The organism is Streptomyces fildesensis, assembly GCF_016107395.1.
GTDB classification, from domain to species: Bacteria; Actinomycetota; Actinomycetes; order Streptomycetales; family Streptomycetaceae; genus Actinacidiphila; species Actinacidiphila fildesensis.
On record NZ_JAAIKO010000004.1, the window covers coordinates 319,739 to 337,312 of the forward strand.

General features: G+C 63.5%; 14 protein-coding genes and 1 pseudogene. 12 read left to right on the forward strand and 3 right to left on the reverse strand.

Translation table 11 applies throughout. The features are described from left to right. Positions 1-248: 248 nt before the first annotated feature. The 11 genes and pseudogenes from C6N31_RS45885 to C6N31_RS09400 all read left to right on the forward strand — a co-directional run bounded on the left by C6N31_RS45885 (position 249) and on the right by C6N31_RS09400 (position 13,879). Positions 249-2,957 (forward strand): type ISP restriction/modification enzyme, encoded by a 2,709-nt coding sequence (locus C6N31_RS45885; protein WP_307811311.1) that lies wholly within the window; start codon positions 249-251, stop codon positions 2,955-2,957. Next, on the forward strand, positions 2,843-3,550 hold the full coding sequence (locus tag C6N31_RS45100; protein ID WP_198357375.1) for a type ISP restriction/modification enzyme: 708 nt from the start codon (positions 2,843-2,845) through the stop codon (positions 3,548-3,550). Before C6N31_RS45885 ends, C6N31_RS45100 begins: the two co-directional genes overlap by 115 nt. A gap of 262 nt (positions 3,551-3,812) precedes the next feature. Next, entirely contained in the window at positions 3,813-4,736 is a 924-nt protein-coding gene (locus C6N31_RS09360) for a nucleotidyltransferase domain-containing protein (protein ID WP_198357376.1), read from the forward strand. Positions 4,737-4,930: 194 nt separating this feature from the next. Next, positions 4,931-5,368, forward strand: a complete 438-nt coding sequence (locus tag C6N31_RS46055; RefSeq protein ID WP_438817412.1) for a Cap15 family cyclic dinucleotide receptor domain-containing protein — start codon at positions 4,931-4,933, stop codon at positions 5,366-5,368. 104 nt (positions 5,369-5,472) lie between these two features. Then, positions 5,473-7,176, forward strand: a complete 1,704-nt coding sequence (locus tag C6N31_RS09370) for an anti-phage protein (protein ID WP_198357378.1) — start codon at positions 5,473-5,475, stop codon at positions 7,174-7,176. A gap of 944 nt (positions 7,177-8,120) precedes the next feature. Next, a complete protein-coding gene (locus C6N31_RS09375; RefSeq protein WP_198357379.1) occupies positions 8,121-8,384 on the forward strand; it encodes a helix-turn-helix transcriptional regulator in 264 nt (87 codons plus the stop codon). A 171-nt stretch (positions 8,385-8,555) separates the two neighbouring features. Further along, positions 8,556-9,407, forward strand: coding sequence for a DUF6083 domain-containing protein (locus C6N31_RS09380; RefSeq protein ID WP_232484970.1), 852 nt, complete (start codon positions 8,556-8,558; stop codon positions 9,405-9,407). A 49-nt stretch (positions 9,408-9,456) separates the two neighbouring features. Then, a complete protein-coding gene (locus C6N31_RS09385; protein ID WP_198357380.1) occupies positions 9,457-10,947 on the forward strand; it encodes a UvrD-helicase domain-containing protein in 1,491 nt (496 codons plus the stop codon). 364 nt (positions 10,948-11,311) lie between these two features. Continuing rightward, positions 11,312-11,923, forward strand: a pseudogene (locus tag C6N31_RS09390) (ComEC/Rec2 family competence protein); the annotation flags it as partial. 43 nt (positions 11,924-11,966) lie between these two features. Beyond that, a complete protein-coding gene (locus C6N31_RS09395) occupies positions 11,967-12,596 on the forward strand; it encodes a winged helix-turn-helix domain-containing protein (RefSeq protein ID WP_138353153.1) in 630 nt (209 codons plus the stop codon). Positions 12,597-12,598: 2 nt separating this feature from the next. Then, positions 12,599-13,879, forward strand: coding sequence for an MFS transporter (locus tag C6N31_RS09400; RefSeq protein ID WP_138353154.1), 1,281 nt, complete (start codon positions 12,599-12,601; stop codon positions 13,877-13,879). A gap of 38 nt (positions 13,880-13,917) precedes the next feature. Here the strand turns inward: C6N31_RS09400 and C6N31_RS09405 are convergent, their stop codons facing one another. The 3 genes from C6N31_RS09405 to C6N31_RS09415 form a co-directional block, all read right to left on the reverse strand. After that, entirely contained in the window at positions 13,918-15,366 is a 1,449-nt protein-coding gene (locus tag C6N31_RS09405; RefSeq protein WP_138353155.1) for an APC family permease, read from the reverse strand. Positions 15,367-15,578: 212 nt separating this feature from the next. Further along, a complete protein-coding gene (locus C6N31_RS09410; RefSeq protein WP_232484971.1) occupies positions 15,579-16,010 on the reverse strand; it encodes a pyridoxamine 5'-phosphate oxidase family protein in 432 nt (143 codons plus the stop codon). A 182-nt stretch (positions 16,011-16,192) separates the two neighbouring features. Beyond that, positions 16,193-16,444: a hypothetical protein gene (locus C6N31_RS09415; protein WP_138353157.1), complete on the reverse strand. Its 252-nt coding sequence runs from the start codon at positions 16,442-16,444 to the stop codon at positions 16,193-16,195. 57 nt (positions 16,445-16,501) lie between these two features. Here C6N31_RS09415 and holA point away from each other — a divergent pair, with 57 nt between their 5' ends. Then, positions 16,502-17,488 carry a DNA polymerase III subunit delta gene (gene holA, locus C6N31_RS09420; RefSeq protein ID WP_138353158.1) on the forward strand — a complete coding sequence of 329 codons (987 nt, stop codon included), beginning with the start codon at positions 16,502-16,504 and terminating at the stop codon, positions 17,486-17,488. Positions 17,489-17,574 lie beyond the last annotated feature (86 nt).

The following is a 17,574-nucleotide window of genomic DNA, read 5'->3' on the forward strand; positions in this document are numbered from 1 at the left end:
CGGAGCAGGTCAGGAAGTTCATGCAGTCCCTGACTTCGTAGCCTGGAGCGCGACTACGAAGTGCAGGGCGGCCGTGCGCCTCGCTGTGGTCTTGCAACCCGTCATCTCCGGCCCCCCAAAGTGCCCCGGTCGCAGGGGATCCGGCATCGACCGTTGGGCGGATCAGCTTCCCACTCTTCTCCGCATACGGTTGAATGGCTTCCTTACAGCATCATCGAGCGACCCATCTAGCTTGTGGAGTTGAAGGCATGGTCAATGACGTTCCGGGATGGGTATCTCAGGCGATCGCCGGATTCGGTGCCAGCTGCAAAGGACTACTGGCGGGCCCTGGAGAACCTGAAGCGGCGATCAGGGGCCCGCTGGAACATCTGCTGCAAGAGATTGGCGAAAAGTCTGGACTTACAAATATTCTTTGGCATGCAGAAACAAGGCTGAAAGATTTGGGCGTAAGGCCCGACTATGCAGTGGGCATCCAGGGCGACATTGTCGGGTACATCGAGGTAAAAAAACCCGAACTGAGCATCGATCCAGCAAACTTTAACGGGCCCAACAAGAAGCAATGGGAGCGTTTGCGGGACGTCCCCAACTTGATGTATACGAACGGGACTGCGTGGCGTCTTTACCGTAACGGTGAACTTGTTGGGCAGCCGGTGCATTTGAATGGCAATCTTCATAAAAGCGGAGAAGGACTAACCGCCGTCGATGCCGAGTTTCTACATTTGATCCAAGCATTCCTTGGCTGGGTACCACCTCCAGTGAAGTCCGTTTCTCTCCTCGTTGGGCGGATTGCCCCTCTCTGTCGATTGTTGCGCTCCGCCGTACTTGAGCAACTCGAGGCAGAAAAGAAGGCTGTCAAGGGAGGCGCGGCAGCTGGGCTCCAGCCATTCACTGGGCTCGCGAGAGACTGGCGCAATCTACTCTTCCCCACTGCCGATGACGCCACATTCGCAGATGGCTATGCACAAGCTGTGACCTTCTCGCTGCTGCTCGCTCATACAGAGGGCGTCCCTCTCGATAGCGGCCTCCATGAAATTGCGCGCGAACTTGGTGCTGGTCACTCACTTATGGGTAAGGCTCTACAACTCTTCTCGGAGACAGCGACCGACCGATTCGAAGTCACTCTAGATTTCATGGTGCGCGTCATCGGTTCCGTCGATTGGCCATCGATCAGAGCTGGAAAGAAAGATGCCTACCTGCACTTGTATGAGCATTTCCTAGGCGTCTACGATGACACACTTCGCCAGGATAGTGGGTCCTACTACACTCCATTCGAAGTTGTCGACGAGATGGTTCGACTGACAGAGCAAGTCCTACAAACGCGACTCGGAAAAGCGAGCGGTTTTGCTGATAAAAGTGTAACCATTGTGGATCCGGCAATGGGAACGGGGACCTTCCTTCATTCGGTCATTGAAAGGGTGGGAGAGCACGCAAGGAACAAATTTGGCCCGGGCATGGTTGCCCCTACGGTAAAAGCTCTTGCGAATAGACTCATCGGTTTTGAGATTCAGATGGGCCCGTACGCAGTAGCAGAATTGCGTGCGACAGACATGTACAAGCGCTTGAAGGCAGACGTTGCTGATTCTTCAACCCTGATGTTCGTAACCAACACTCTGGACGATCCCTACATTCAACAAGAGCAAATTGCCGCGACATACGCACCGATCGCGGAGTCGCGACGGCAGGCAAACGAAATAAAATCAAAAACCCCAGTTACCGTTGTCATCGGGAACCCTCCTTATCAGGAGCGGGCAGAGGGCAAGGGCGGTTGGATTGAGTCAGGCTCTAAGCTTGCGGGTGAGCCGCCACTCCAAGAGTTTCGTTTTCCGGGAAATGGAAAGCAAGAGTACAAACTGAAAAATCTCTATGTCTATTTCTGGAGGTGGGCTACCTGGAAGGTTTTTGACGCTCACGAATCCGATCGCGGCGGAGTCGTTTGCTTCATCACAACGGCGGGCTATCTTCGCGGTCCGGGCTTCAAGGGAATGCGAAATTACTTGCGCAGAACATGTGACGAGGGCTGGATTATCGATCTTTCACCGGAGAGAATGCGACCGGAAGTTCGAACGCGTCTCTTTCCAAAGGTGCAGCAGCCATTGGCTATCGGTCTCTTCGTTCGCAAATCCGAGCCCAGCTCTGAGATGCCAGCTGTAATCCACTACAGGGCCGTATCTGGGCGTAGAGATGAGAAGTTCGAGGCGCTCAAGTCTATCGCGTTGGACGATTCCAACTGGCGAGCAGTTCGACCCGGTTGGAATGCCCCTTTCACGCCAGCTGCAGAGTCAGGATGGGACGATTTCCCCGCCCTAAGTGACCTGTTCCCTTGGTTCACAACGGGTGTCACCTCCAATCGAGGTTGGGTCAGTGGGCCGTCTCCAGACATCCTGAAGGACCGCTGGAGCCGACTCATCGGAGAATCTGACGTTTCCGAAAAGGAGAAGCTTTTCAAGGTCACTCGTGATCGCGCCCTCGACAAGAGCGTTGATCCCCTTCCCGGACAGACGCCTCACGTTGGGACGGTCGCAGATGAGAGCGGTGTCTGCGCTGAACCAGTGAGGTACGGCTACAGAAACTTCGACCGCCAGTGGATTATTCCAGACCGTCGCATCATAGACTTTCCGCGACCTTTCCTTTGGGAGTCTTTTTCTCCAGAGCAGCTATATCTAGTGGAACAGCACTCCAAGCCCATCGAATCCGGCCCAGGTGTTCTGTTCATGTCGTTGATTCCAGATAGCGATGCATTCAAGGGAAGTGAGGGAGGTCGAACTCTCCCGCTTAGGCATCCCGATGGACCAGCGATAACGTTTCACCGGGTTTGCTTGATGCCATCAGCTCCCGTCTCGGCGTGGAAGTATCAGCAGATAGCCTGGCATCCTACGTCGCAGGAGTTGTCGCCTGCCCGGCTTTCACCCAGACATTCGCTGACGAACTCAATACACCAGGAGTACGTGTACCGCTAACGGCTGATCCTGACCTGTGGTCGAAGGCCTGCTTGCAAGGAGAGGATGTTATCTGGGCTTCCACCTTTGGTGAAAGATTCGTCGATGACGCCCACGCGCGGAACTTTGGAGATGTTCTATTCCCCCAGGGAGACGGGCGCCGCATTGTATGCGAAAAGGATATCGGCGCAGAAGTACCAGGGGCAATGACCTATGACGAAGACAAGAAGGTGATCAACCTAGGCCTTGGTAGTTTCGGCCCTGTCACCCCAGCGATGTGGGAATACGACGTAGGTGGGAACAATGTGCTCAGGAAGTGGTTCGGGTATCGAAAGGCATTGCCTGACGGAAAGAAGACAAGTCCGCTCGACCATGTTCATGTGGCTACGTGGCCCCTCGATTGGATCACTGAGTTCATGGAGGTTCTCTCAGTTCTGCGGCGTCTGACCGACTTGCATGAACAGCAGGCCGATACTTTGGCAGCTATTCTCGCGGGTGCTGTGATCTCAGTATCAGATCTAAGTTCGGAACTAGTTCTTCCTGTTCCCGAGTCGGCGCGGCAGGTCCGCTCCGCAGCCTCAGTCTCACCCATTCAACAGTCCATTTTTGAGTAGTCGCGAGCCTGAGTTCAGGGTCTACTCGAGAGCACGGGAGGGATCGCGCCTGCGGGGTGCGAGGCATCGCGCAGCCGCGATCCCGGACCCGGCAGGCACCATTTAATGTAGTCAACCACGGAGGATAACCTCGTCGGATATCGGGACGACGGCCCGAAGGCCGGGACGGGAGCGGCCGGCGCGGGCCCGATGGCAGGAATACCGCCGGTGGCGGGGGCCAGCATCACCGCGGGGAGGATAGCCAGAGCGGCAGACCGTTACCGTGGTCAACGACTCGACGATTTTGATGGGGAGCGGCATGGAACTGGAAGAAAAACTGAGCAGTTGGATTGGTCCGTCCAGTCCGACCGAACAAGATAGGCAAGACCGCACCGAGCGGATGATTCGTGAAGGCATCAAGGAGCACACTGCGTTCCAAGGTTGCGATCTTGCTGTCTATGCCAAAGGCTCGTATGCAAACAACACTAATGTTAGAACGGACAGCGATGTTGATATTGCTGTGCAGTGCGGCGAGGCCATGTACTGGGACGAAGCAACGAAGGGCGCACACCCACCGAGCGGTTCCTACACCGGAATCTGGACCCCGCCAAGGCTACGGTCGGAACTTGAAGCGGCACTGAAGGCTAAGTTCCCTGGACAAGTTGACTCCTCGGGTTCGACGGCCTTTCGTATCCGCTCTGGCAGCGCACGGGTAGATGCTGACGTCGTGCCTTGCTTCGACTATCGGTATTACATTTCGGCCAATAACTATCGCGAGGGCGCCAAAGTCTTCAAGAAGAATGGTGCCTCCCTGCAGAATTATTCACAAAAGCAACTGGAAAATGGTCGGGCGAAGAACACTCGCACTACACAGTATTACAAAAATGCTGTCCGGATTATGAAGCGCGTCGAGAACGCGATGGTTTCAGAAGGCGTCCACCGAGTGGTTCCGTCATTCTTTATTGAGTGTCTTGTATACAATTGCCCAGACAGTGTCTTCCTTGCATCGACGTGGGTTAAGACGATTGAAGGCGTCATCGTTCACATCTGGGGGGAACTGCAGGGCGACGAGCCCTCCGTTGACTCGAAGCGGTGGCTAGAGGTGAGCGAATGCAAGTACCTCTTTCACAGTGCACAAGATTGGGATCGTCAGGATGGACGTGACTTCGTGAAAGCGGCTTGGAACTATTTGGGATACGCGGCGTGAAACAAACAATTGTCATTCGCGTAATTGTCGGAGTGGTTGTCTTCGTCTTCGTGTTTAGCGCATGGGCGCAAGATGGGAAGCCGGACTGGAACGCCCTCAAATTCTTCTCGTCCGCTGTTCTTCTGTGCACAATTCTATTTAACGTCTGGGACTTTTGGCTATGGCGGCTTCCCTTGGTCCAGAAAATCCCGGGTGTGGGAGTACCGCGGAGCGTCCGCGGGACTTGGAAGGGTACGCTTACATCTTTTTGGATTGACGCGGAAAATGGCAACATTCCACCGCCGAAGACCGTTTATCTTGTAGTGCAACAGACTGCCTCACGGATTTCTGTGAAGCTGATGACTGACGAGTCGAAGTCCACTTCTGCTTTGGCCAACGTGGAAGAAGCCGATGGGTCTGTCCGGCTGACATACATGTATCTCAATAGGCCTGATATGCGCGTTGAGCACCGAAGCCGAATCCACCACGGGTCAACCGTACTTGATGTGTCTGGTAGCCCGGCGAGGCGGCTCAAGGGTCGGTACTGGACAGATCGGGACAGCAGAGGCGAGCTAGATTTTGAAGAGCGGAGTACGCAGAAGCTGGCCGACGACTTCGCTGAAGCAATCGAACTCTTTGGAGGGACGCCGTGAGGCCGGCGATGGCGAAGCAAGGTAGAACCTTTGTAAAAACAAATTGCTGCGATTGCTGAGGAGTGAATAGAGGCCATGCGGGGGGACTTTCGATCAGACAGTTTATGTGGGCCTATCAGTATCACTTCAGAATCTCTGTGGAGGTCTGCGCCAAACTTGCCCTTGAGGCGATCGGATTCACTGGGAATCCGGATGTGGTGCTCGTTGGATTCAAATCCGCTGGTGAGCATGAGTTTGACGTATGCGTTGATCCTGAAGACGGCCCATACTCACCTGATGACTTCGATCAAGTGAGGCGACGTGCACTCGAGCTTTACGATAGCCATCCCGAGCGCGATATGTTCCACAGCGTTCCTCATGTGCATGAAGAGCGTGATCTGGAACTACGCGACAGCATGCGGGCAAAAGCGCTTGAAGAAGCTTTTGAAGCGATGCCACGAGAGCGAGAGAGAGCACATTTTTCAAGTGGATCCGTTTGCGTGGGCGATTATGAAGTCCATACACTTATCAGTATTGACAAAGCAGCCCTTCATAAGGTCCCCAAAATCACGACCGAGGAACGTGATCGCTTTCATGTGCACATGTCGCTGGTGCATGCTGTAATTCGTGAGATTCTTAAACGTTCGATCCGAGTTCTGTATATTCCTGGTTCTGGATCGGGGTATCTCCCGGACAGCAACGATGAGATTGTACGGAGCGCCACTGAAGCGATGATCCGCTCCATCTTGTACTGCGCTGGTTTTTGGTTTGGCGGCGAGAACCATTTGCTGATGAGTGGGCTCTCTGCTCTGCCTTATGAGGGGCGGCCTGGAGCGGGACGGCTTGTCATCGCAAAGCAGGACGATCCCGCTATCGAAGTTTTCCTCAGGCTCAAACACCCAGTGAAGATGCATAACGTGACGGCCGTGCGAAAGCTTCTGGAGGCTAGCGGATCTCAATCGGACCTGCTGTCGGATGGCGAAATCGTCTATGGCCTTGGTGTAGTGAAGCCTGAGTATGACGCGAGTAGTGAAACAGTGTTTTCCGTCAGTTTCACTGCACGAGGTGTTTGGGAGTTTTCGCACGCGAGCGAAGTTCTGCTCACAGTGCGTGACGGCATTCCGTCCTTGCCCACGCGTGTACTTGATGAAGTGTATCTGGAAGATCTCGCGAGTCGCCTTTTCCCTGAGGCCGATCAAGGCGCGCTACGTGAGGCTGCACAGGCTGCCGGAAAGCACAGACACGGAGCCATGCTTATTATTTCAAGCGACGCTGTGGGGGAAGCTGAACGTCTATCGCCACAGTCGTGGTCAATTGAGCCAGCTCGGCTAACTTCGCAACTGTTGTCGCAGTTGACGGACATGGATGGTGCGATGCTCGTCGACCCGAAAGGCCAGTGCCATGCTATCGGCGTAATTCTCGATGGCACTGCCCACGGCAGAGGTGACCCAGCACGCGGTAGTCGGTTCAATAATGCCATCCGCTACCTCGACAGTGAACGACCCTCGGCTATTGTAGTCGTCTATAGCTCGGACGGCGTGATCAATATCCTTCCGCAACTGCACCCACGCATTGAGAAGCAGATCGTGGTGGATGCCGTTGATCGCTATCTTATGGTTGCTTCGGAAGACTCACTTAATGCCAAGGAATGCAATGAGGCTTGGGATGCGGTGAAGTCGATTCGGTTCTACCTGTCGAGTGGTCAGTGTAAAGCGCTGAATCGAGCCCGAGTGAGAGTGGACGAGTGGGAAGCGCGAAATCGGAAGCTGCGGATGATCAAAACAGATTTGCAACCGGATTCAGATATGAATGATTCGTATTGGCTTTAGTTTTTGTTGCCCGTAAGGGGGAAGTAGGGTCAGGGTTGACTTTCCTCGCATTTTCATGAGGTGTGAGCCACCGCGACATGAGCGTTCATCGTCGATCAGGGACAGGAGCTGAGACTGCGCTACCGGAGCGCCCGATCCGCCGTTTATCTGTCCAGGCACGACTCGGCGTCCGACAGGAACCCCGTACCGAACTCTAGGCGTCTTCGTCGCACTGGCCTGCGGCCTAATCTGCTGGAGATGCCTCAGGAATACCCGATCCTGATCGCGATTCCACCTGATATGGGGCCCGGATGCCCTGCTTCAGGTGATGTCCCAGACCAGTGGATCCTCGTCGGGAGGAGTCATGCGGCCTGCGGTGGAGTGCCGTGCGGGTGCGTACTGGGCGCTGGGACTCGGAGCGTGCGGGACCGCAGTGGTTCCGGTAGTGGCTTCACAGCATTGGTGGCAGAGGTCGGTCAGGCGCCATCGTCGTGAAGCCGCCTCGTAGGTGAGGGCCAGACAGACGGGCCCGGTGCAGCCGCGATGGGGTCGGTGCCAGGGACAGCGTCGGTGGCCGCACTGGCAGCTTCTGAGGTAAGGCGGCGTCAGATCGCGTCGGGCATGGGCCGCGAGGTGGCTGATAACGCTGCGGTGAACCGCACGTGGCTCCGTTCCGTGCTCGCGTACTGGTCCGCAGGTGTGGCATTCCACGGCCGGCGCCCCGCCGCGGGCGCGGATATCGACGGTCCAGATCCGTGGCGGGAAGGGTGAAAGCCTGCCGGGACCCATCGTGCCTGGCCTCCTGGGGTTGTTTCGGAGCTGGTCATCCCGTTGTGGTGAGGGGCCCTTATGGCCCGGCGACACCGTAGTGCAGAACCCTGCCCTCTTGCCTGGCATCCATTTGCTTGCAGATAGGGCAGAGATCTGCACTGACAGTGCAGGGTCCTGCACCGTCGGATGGACAGGTGACGATCTTCCCGCTCGACCCGGACTTCGACGCCCTCCGTCTGGAGGTGGCCCGTCTCAGGTCGTCTGCGGGGCTGACCTACGATCAACTCGCCGAACGCTCAGGCCTGTCGCGCCGCACGCTCATCGAGATCGAGCAGGGCCGCACGATTGGCACCCTCAACACCTGGCACGCTTTGGCCCATGCCCTGGGTGCCTCCTTTGACGATCTCCTCGGCACTATGTGCTCTGAGCACGAACTGCCCGGCCCTCCCACCGGCTGAAACCGACCCGACGACCCTGGGCGACCCGCCGCCGAGGTCTACCCGCAATGCTGACTGGTGGCGAACACCGGACCGCTAGGCGTACTGCAGTGCTACCTGCATCGTCCGGTTGGGGGACAGCTGCTGCCGCGCCACTGCCCACACGGCGTGTCAACTGCGATCTTCGCGGGCATGACCGTCGTACCCGACCACCCGCCCAGCCGCTGTGACGGCTCCCGCAACGTGCACCCCGTTCCGAGGAATGGCACTCGGCTGCTGCGCTATGGCCAGCCTGGGCGTTGCCGTGACTGCGGCAACGCCGTTGAGTGGTACTACCGCCCTGGCCATCGCCCGGTGCCGCTTCATCCCAGCGAGTTGCCTGCTGAGGCGGTTCCGGAGCTCAGTCGCTGGCATGTGGCCGCTGGGGTCGCCTACCCGACGTCGGACGGCAGCGCCTGGTGCCGGCTCCCGCACGCCGCCCTGTGCCCGGCCCGCGCCCCGATCATGGACCTGCCAGATCTGTCGGGACTGCGCCGGGCCCTGACCACCCGGACGCGCCGGCTGATCGGTGTCGGAACCATCACCCCCACCTCTGCCCCCGGTCCGGTTGCCTGCCGCCCGGCCCGGCCGGTCGTGCAAATCCTCGGGATCCGCTACGTGGCCGCCCGCCCCGTCGAGGAGATCGCCTGCCTGGCCCCCGCAGCCACCACGAAAGCCCGTTGCAGCCGAACCCTCGCCCATATCAAACAGTCCGCTGGCGTTTGGCGGCTCCTACCAGCCACCGCCACGGCCGGGCAACTCGCCCTGCCCGCAGGCCTAACCATGGCCGTCTACGACCTGGCCGCCCTGCCCTACGCCGAGCAGCTTCGCTGGCGTGCCCAGCGCTGCACCGGCCACACCACCCGCAGGACCGAAATGGCGATGACCGAATGGGAACCTTTCGAACCACACAGTCACCGAGAGCACATCCACCCCCGCCTGCCTAGCCAGCACCCCACCGAACGCTCGGGAGGCCAGTACGCCCGGCGGTGCACGCATCCTTGACCCGCCTGTTGCTGCCCTGTCCCCTAAAACCCCGTCCGGAGAGAGCATCGTGCACGAGTCCACCGACGAACAGATCGCCGCCATCGAGGCCTTCCACGACGGCCAGCACCTGGCCATTCAGGCAGGAGCCGGTACCGGCAAGACCACCACCTTGTCCCTGCTCACCGCCAACGCCAGACGCCGCGGCCGCTACCTCGCCTACAACCGCGCGACCGCTACCGATGCCACCGCTCGCTTCCCGGCCACCGTCACTTGCACAACCGCCCACTCACTGGCCTACCGGGCGCTGGGCCATCGTTACCGCCATCGCCTGAACGCACCTCGCCGCCCCGCCTGGAAAACCGGTCAGGACCTCGGCATCACCGCCACCGTCCGCATCGGCCCCCACGACATCACCCCCCACACTCTCTCCCACACTGTCGCGCGCACAATCACCCGCTTCTGCCACTCCGCCGACCCTGCCCCCACCCGCCATCACATCCCCGCCCTGCGCGGTCTGAATGGCCCTGAGTTCCATGCCGAATTTGCCCACATCATCCTGCCCTTCGCCCTCCAGGCATGGAAGGACCTGCAAGACCCTGACCAGGGCCGCGTCCGCTTCGATCACGACCACTACCTCAAAATCTGGGCCCTAACCCGTCCCCATATCGGCTGCGACTTCCTCCTGCTGGACGAAGCCCAGGACACCAACCCTGTCGTCGAGCAAGTCTTTCTCCACCAAAAAGACCACGCCCAGCTCGTCATGGTCGGCGACTCCGCCCAAGCCATCTATGGCTGGCGCGGTGCCCGAGACGTCATGACCGGTTTCGACGGCACCCAGTTGGCCCTGTCCCGCTCCTTCCGCTTCGGCCCCGCGCTCGCCCACGAGGCAAACCGTTGGCTGACCGCTACCGGCACGGAGCTTCGCCTGACTGGCAGCGACACCATTCCCACCACCCTCGACACCGCCACCACCACTCCGAACGCCGTGCTGTGTCGCACCAACGTCGGCGCGATGACCGAGATCCTTAATCTTCTCGGGGCCGGCCACCGCACCGCCCTCGTCGGCGGCGGAAATCCCCTGCGCGCCCTGGCCTTGGCTGCCCGGGACCTCAAAGACGGTCGCGCCACCACGCATCCCGAACTCGTCCTGTTCCCCACCTGGGGCGCCGTGCAGGACTACGCCGCCCACGACCCTTCAGGAAGCGATCTCCAGGCACTCGTCGACCTCATTGACCGCCACGGCACCGATCAGATTCTCGACGCCGTCGGTCGCCTCCACGATGAATCCCGCGCCCAGGTCACCGTCTCCACTGCCCACAAAGCAAAAGGGCGCGAATGGCCCAACGTGAAGATCGCCGAAGACTTCCACCCGCCCAAAGACACCGGAAGCCCCGACGGAAACGGCAACCCCGTACCGGGGCCTATCGACATTGCCGAGGCCCGGCTCGCCTACGTCGCCATCACCCGCGCCCGCCGCCATCTCAACCGCGGCAGCCTCGCTTGGATCGACGATCATCCCGACGCCCCGCCCCCGCAGGCGCAGCCAGGCAACCAGTAAGGTCAACTTTTGAAGAGCTTGCCACCACAAAGGTAAATTACGGTCGCATCCACATGTCGTCAGGCTTGTATAGTCCGCCAGCTGATAAGGACTTCGTCAGCTGGCGCGGCGAGTGCCGCGCAGGCGAGTTGGGCGTTCACCCCGCGTCGGCGGTACCGCAACGGAGTGCAGTCGCCGCCCTTTGGCCGGGGTGCGTACTGACCTTCGAAGCACCACGCCTCTGAGTGATTCACGTCACTGGTCGATGCTGATCCCAGTGTCTCAGCAGAAGCGAGGCTACGCCGAGCAGATGTCACGGAGTCTGCCTCGCACCTGTTGCTTCCCCGCCTGTGTGTGTCTCATGAGACACACACATCGTGGAGAACATGACCACGCGGACCATGTGGACGGGCTCCCGGGAGTGCTGCGCGGTCGCAAGATCGGCGCGATCGAGACGACGACGCTGGACGAACCGCCCGAGCAGGCGGCCTTCGTCCGCAGACAGGCGGCCGCCGCGCGGATCCCGGTGGTCCGTGCGGCGGCGGGGGAGCGGCGCCGGCTGGGAGGGCTGGAGTGGCAGCTGCTCTGGCCGCCCGTGACCCCGGGCGAGCTGCCGGACAACGGTCCGAACGACGCCAGCGTCGTCCTGCTGGTCCGTACGGCGGGGCTGACGTTCCTGCTGCTCGGTGACCTGGAGCCGCCGGCCCAGCGGCAGTTGCTGGCGGCCGTCCCCGAGCTGCCCCGGGTGGATGTCCTGAAGGTCGCGCACCATGGCTCGGCCTACCAGGACCCGGTGCTGCTGGCCCGGCTCCGGCCGCGTCTGGCGCTGATCTCCTGCGGCGCGGACAACCCGTACGGCCACCCGGCGCCGCGTACGGTCTCGGCGCTGCGCGCGCAGGGCGCGAGGGTGCTGCGGACGGACACCGACGGATCGGTCGCGGTCGTGGGGGACCGTGCGGACGATCTCCGGGCCACCGTGGTGGGGAGTTCTATGTAAAGACTTCGTTGTAAAGATTTCTTTCTAAAGGTATCTTTACATCATGACCGAGCGGCAGATACACCTCAGCGACCCGCGCGCCCTGCGGGCCTACGCCCACCCGACGCGGATGAAGCTCACCGGTCTGCTCCGCCGGGAGGGCCCGTTCACCGCGACGCGGGCCGCCGAGCTGACGGGGGAGTCCGTCGCCAGCTGCTCCTACCATCTGCGGGTGCTCGCCAAGTTCGGACTCGTCGAGGAGGCCGAGGGCGGCCACGGCCGGCAGAAGCCGTGGCGGGCGACGGCGCGCTTCACGGACTGGCCCGGCTACTCGGACGACCCGGCGGTGGCGGACGCGGCGGACGCGCTCACCGTCGCCGTCGCTGAGGACTACTTCCGGAAGATGACCAAGGCGCTGGAGACCCGCCGTGAACTGTCGCGCGACTGGCAGGAAGCGGAGCAGTTCGGCGACACGTGGGTCTATCTGACCCCGGAGGAACTGACCGCGCTGGGCGCGAAGGTGGACGAACTGCTGGAGACGTTCGCCGACCGCGACACGGATCCCGCGCTCCGCCCCGACGGCGCGCAGCGCGTCTCCGTCCTGCGGATCGCCTTCCTGGACCGGGAAGCCGAGGCCCCCGCCGACAACCCGGCCCCCGGCAACGACCCCGACCCTGACACCGCCGAGGAGTAGTCATGAAGGTCGCCGAGCGCATGCCGGCTCTGCTGCGCGAACGCCCGTTCCGCCAGTACTGGACCGGCCAGACCGTCTCGCTCTTCGGCGACCAGGTGTCGTTCCTCGCGATACCGCTCGCGGCCGTCCTGGTGCTGCACGCGGACGCCGCCCAGATGGGCTGGCTCTCCGCCGCGGGTCTGCTGCCGGCCCTGCTGTTCTCGCTGCCCGCGGGCGCGTGGGCCGACCGGCGGAGCAGGAGGCGGCGCATCATGATCGCCGCCGACCTGGTCCGCGCGGCGCTGATGCTCTCGCTGCCCGCCGCCTATGCCCTCGACGTGCTGACCCTCACGCACCTGTATGTGATCGCCTTCGCCGTCGGCGCCTGCAGCGTCGCCTTCGACGTCTCCAACGCCACGCTCTTCGTCTCTCTCGTGCGGCCCGGCCAGTACGTGGACGGCAACGCGCTCGTCAACGGCAGCCGGGCCTTCTCCTTCGTGGCGGGGCCGAGTGTGGGCGGTCTGCTGGTGCAGATACTCGCCGCACCGCTCACGCTGCTCGTCGACGCCGTCTCCTACCTCGTCTCGGCCGGCTACCTGGCACGCATCTCCCCGGTGGAACCACCGGTCGCCCCGGCGGAGAAGGGGCACTTCACGGCCGGGCTGCGGTTCATGGCGGGCTCCCGCATCCTGCGCCCGCTGCTGGCCGCCGCGGCGACCGTGAACTTCTTCAACTTCGTCTTCCACACCATCGTCGTGCTCTACGCGGTCGGTGAACTCGGCCTGAACGCGGGCGTGCTGGGGCTGGTGATCGGCGCCGGGGCGGTCGGCGGACTCATCGGCGCCGCCCTCAGCGGCCGGATCGTCCGGCGGATCGGGATCGGCCCGGCGGTCGTCCTCGGCTTCGCGGTCTTCCCCACCCCGCTGATCCTGGTGCCGCTGGCCGGCGGACCCACCCCGCTGGTCCTCGCCCTGCTCTTCCTCGCCGAATTCGTCTCCGGATTCGGGGTGATGGTGCTGGACATAGCCAGCGGCTCCCTGCAGAGCGCTGTCATCCCCGACCGGCTGCGGGCCCGGGTGACCGGGGCCTACCGCATGGTCAACCACGGCGTCCGCCCGCTCGGCGCCCTGGCGGGCGGCGTGCTCGGCACGGCACTCGGACTGCGGCCCACGCTGTGGATCGCCACCGTCGGCGGAGTGCTGTGCGTCCTGTGGCTGCTGCCCTCGCCGGTACCCCGGATACGCGAACTCCCGGACCAGGAGGAGATCCCGGCCCGGGAGGCCACAACGATGGAGCCGGCGTGACGCGGCGCCCGCAGCGCCGCCGCACAACCGCGGTGTTCTCAGCCGGCCGTGGCGTGCACGGGCTCGTCCTCCAGGCCCAGCTGCTCCTCCGGCACCGTGATCACCCAGCGGGTGTCCTGGCGGGGCCGCAGATAGAGCAGCCAGTACAGGCAGGCGACGGCCACGATGCCGCCGGTGATCGCGAGGTCCTTGATCTCCTGCACGTACAGGACGTAGGCCATCACCAGGATCAGGACCGCCGGGACCACGGGCCACAGCGGCATCCGCCACGCGGGCCGCGACTTGTGGCTGCCGCGCCGTGAGGCGAGGGCGCCGACCGCGACCAGCAGATACATCCCGGCGACCGCGACCCCGGTGACATTGGTGAGCGTGTCCAGCGGGGCGAAACAGAGCGCCGCACCCGGCACGCCGACCGCGAGGGTGGCCACCCACGGGGAGCCGAAGCGGCTGTTCAGCGTGGAGAACGCCTTGTTGACCGGCCGCGGCCAGGCGCGGTCGCGGGCCGAGGCGTAGAGCACCCGGGAGTTCTGGATGACCATGACGATGCCCGCATTGATGATCGCCAGCGCGATGCACAGGCTGACGAACGTCCCCACGGCGGAGTTGCTCCAGGCCTTCACCATCGCCGAGAGGTTGCCCTCGGTCAGGGTCTGCATGTCGGGCGCGCCGAGCGTGATCGCGATGGTGGGGACGATGACGACCACGGCGCCGATGCCCAGTGTCCACAGCACGGTCCGCGAGACGTTCCGGCGCGGGTTCTCCATCTCCTCCGACAGGTACACCGCCGTGCTGAAGCCCTGCAGCACGAAGAGCGCGACGGCCAGCCCCGCGACGATCGCGCCGCCGGTGAGGGCGGCGGTGGCCGGGCTGCCCGGCGCGCCGCCGGTCGCCTCGACGACCGGGTGGATGAGCGTGGACGCCGAACGGGAGGAGTGCGAGAAGCCGAGGACGGCGACCACTCCGGCCGCGATGACCTCCAGGACCAGGAAGATGCCGGTGATCCAGGCGTTCGCCCGCAGATCGAGCAGGCCCATGACGGTGGCGAGCAGCATGACGCCCGCGCCCGCCCACTGGGCGTTGATGTGCATGATCGGTTCGAGGTACTCGCCGGTGCCGAGCGCGATGATCGGCGGCACGATCATGACCACGATCAGCGACAGGATGAAGACGATCCAGCCCGCCAGCCGGCCGATCAGCGTCCCGACCATGGCGTACTCGCCGCCCGCGCTCGGGATGAGGGTGCCGAGCTCGGAGTAGCAGAAGGCCACCGCGATGCACAGGACGGCCGCGATCACGATGGTCAGCGCCGTCCCGGTGCCGAGATCCCCGAAGAGGCCCGGCACGATGACGAAGAGCGACGAGGCGGGCGTCAGGCAGGACAGCGTCAGCAGCGTGCCGCCGACCACGCCGATGGACCGGGTGAGGGCCTTCGGCGGGGTGACGGGCGGCGCGATGGGGGAGTGCGGAGGACGCAGCGTGTCAGTCATGCGGGGTCCGATCGGATGGTGCTGAGGGGGGCTTACCGCCTCCGGTCCAGGGAAAATCGAAGCGGAACGGCCGCTTCATCCCCGGCATCAAACCCCGGCCGCCAAGAACGCGTCAAGAGATTCAGAACAACGAAATCCGTCGTCAATATTGCCGTTCCATGGTGTATGCGAAGCAATGGATCACCCGAGCTGTCGACCTCGATAGATTCCCGTCAGAGAAGCCACTGGCCATCACGCATCAGGTCCCGGTCCTTCAACTCGGCCACGGTGCCCCACGCCTGGACGGTGTGCGGCTGGACCCGGAACCACAGATAGGACGGTCCGTCGCCGCGCGGATCCCAGTCGCCCTTCGCGGCGAAGGCATCACCGATCTCGACGGGCAGCTCCGCGGCGGTCAGGGTGCCGGCCGTGGCATCGATCTGGACGACGTCACGGGTGTGCCCCAGGCAGACCCGCACCAGCCCGCTCTCCCGCAGATTGCGGCCGGTGGGATTCGTACCGCGGGTGGACAGCCACAGCGCCTCGCCGTCCCACAGGAAGAACAGCGGCACCAGGCACGGCGCCCCCTGGGCGTCGGCGGTGGCCACCCATACGTCCGCGTCGTGTTCGAGCCGGTGCAGCGCCTCGTCCTTGCGCTGCTTCAAGCTCCGGGGCCCGTCCGGAACGGGCGAAGGGGGCGAAGCGGGAGAGACGGCAGCGGAAGAAGGGGCGGAAGGCGTGAGCGGTGCGGAAGGTGTCGTCATGCCCCGTGACGCTACCGAGCACCGACGGACGCCACCAGAGCCCGCGGCACTAGATCTCCGGACCTAGGCCGCCCGGCGACCCGCTACTCGCGGGGCTGTTCCCGCCAGCCGTCGAACTCCTCCGCCAGGGCGTGCAGGGCGGCGCCTTCGAGGCGGCCCTCCTCGTCCTCCACCACGACCAGCCACTGGGCGTCCTCGGCGTCGTCCTCGCCGGCCAGGGCGTCACGGACGAGCTGCGGCTCGAAGGGGAGGCCGAACCGCTCCATGGCCGCCTCTGCGGCCTCCTCGGCGGCATCGCGGTCGGGCAGCACCAGGACATGTCGTACGTCGCTCACCGGACCATTCTCCGCCATGGCCGCCGCTGTCAGTCCCCCGTGGGATGCTGGTCCGCGATGGCCAGGAAGAGTTCCCCAGACGATCTGCTCGCTCCGCTCACGCTCGCCGTGGGCCAGGAGGACCTGCTGCTCGACCGCGCCGTGCGGGAGGTGATCGTGGCGGCGCGCGCCGCCGACGCCGACACCGATGTGCGCGACCTCGCCCCCGGAGTGCTGCAGCCCGGCACCCTCGCCGAGCTGACCAGCCCCTCGCTCTTCGCCGAGCGCAAGGTCGTCATCGTGCGCGACGCGCACGACCTCGGTGCGGACACGATCAAGGACGTGAAGGCGTACCTGGACTCGCCCGCCGAGGAGATCACCCTGGTGCTGCTGCACGCCGGCGGGGCCAAGGGCAAAGCTCTGCTGGACGCGGCCCGCAAGGCGGGGGCCCGCGAGGTCGCCTGCCCGAAGATGACCAAGCCGGCCGACCGGCTGGCGTTCGTGCGGAGCGAGTTCCGCGCCCTGGGCCGCTCCGCGACCCCCGAGGCCACCCAGACGCTGGTCGACGCCATCGGCAGCGACCTGCGCGAGCTGGCCAGCGCCGCCGCCCAGCTCGTCGCCGACGTCGAGGGCACGATCGACGAGGCCGTCGTCGCCCGCTACTACACCGGCCGCGCCGAGGCCACCGGCTTCGAGGTCGCCGACTTCGCCGTCACCGGCCGGACCGCGGAGGCGCTGGAGCGGCTGCGCTGGGCCCTCTCGGTGGGCCAGCCGCTGCCCGGCATCACCTTCGCCCTCGCCTCGGGCGTGCGCGCCATCGGCAAGCTCGCCTCCGCCCCGCGCGGCGCCAACCCCGGCCAGCTCGCCCGTGACCTGGGCATGCCCCCGTGGAAGATCGACCGGGTGCGCCAGCAGATGCGCGGCTGGACCGGCGACGGGGTCTCCGCCGCGCTGCGCGCCGTCGCCGAGGCGGACGCCGCGGTCAAGGGCGGCAGCGCGGACCCCGCATACGCCCTGGAGAAAGCCGTCGTGGCGGTGGCCCGCGCCGCCCGCGACCGCTCGTAGAAGCCTGGCGGCTCCTGGAGTCGCGGGCGGCCCAGCAGGCCTCCGGCCGGGCCGCCCGGCTCAGTTCCTCAGCCCCGGCTCAGTTC

Bases quoted from the DNA above. Each gene is read 5' to 3' on its own strand.
- C6N31_RS45885 (WP_307811311.1), top strand. From the start codon at position 249: ATGGTCAATGACGTTCCGGGATGGGTATCTCAGGCGATCGCCGGATTC.
- C6N31_RS09370 (WP_198357378.1), top strand. From the start codon at position 5,473: ATGTGGGCCTATCAGTATCACTTCAGAATCTCTGTGGAGGTCTGCGCC.
- C6N31_RS09380 (WP_232484970.1), top strand. From the start codon at position 8,556: ATGACCGTCGTACCCGACCACCCGCCCAGCCGCTGTGACGGCTCCCGC.
- C6N31_RS09395 (WP_138353153.1), top strand. From the start codon at position 11,967: ATGACCGAGCGGCAGATACACCTCAGCGACCCGCGCGCCCTGCGGGCC.
- C6N31_RS09400 (WP_138353154.1), top strand. From the start codon at position 12,599: ATGAAGGTCGCCGAGCGCATGCCGGCTCTGCTGCGCGAACGCCCGTTC.
- C6N31_RS09405 (WP_138353155.1), bottom strand. From the start codon at position 15,366: ATGACTGACACGCTGCGTCCTCCGCACTCCCCCATCGCGCCGCCCGTC.
- holA (WP_138353158.1), top strand. From the start codon at position 16,502: ATGGCCAGGAAGAGTTCCCCAGACGATCTGCTCGCTCCGCTCACGCTC.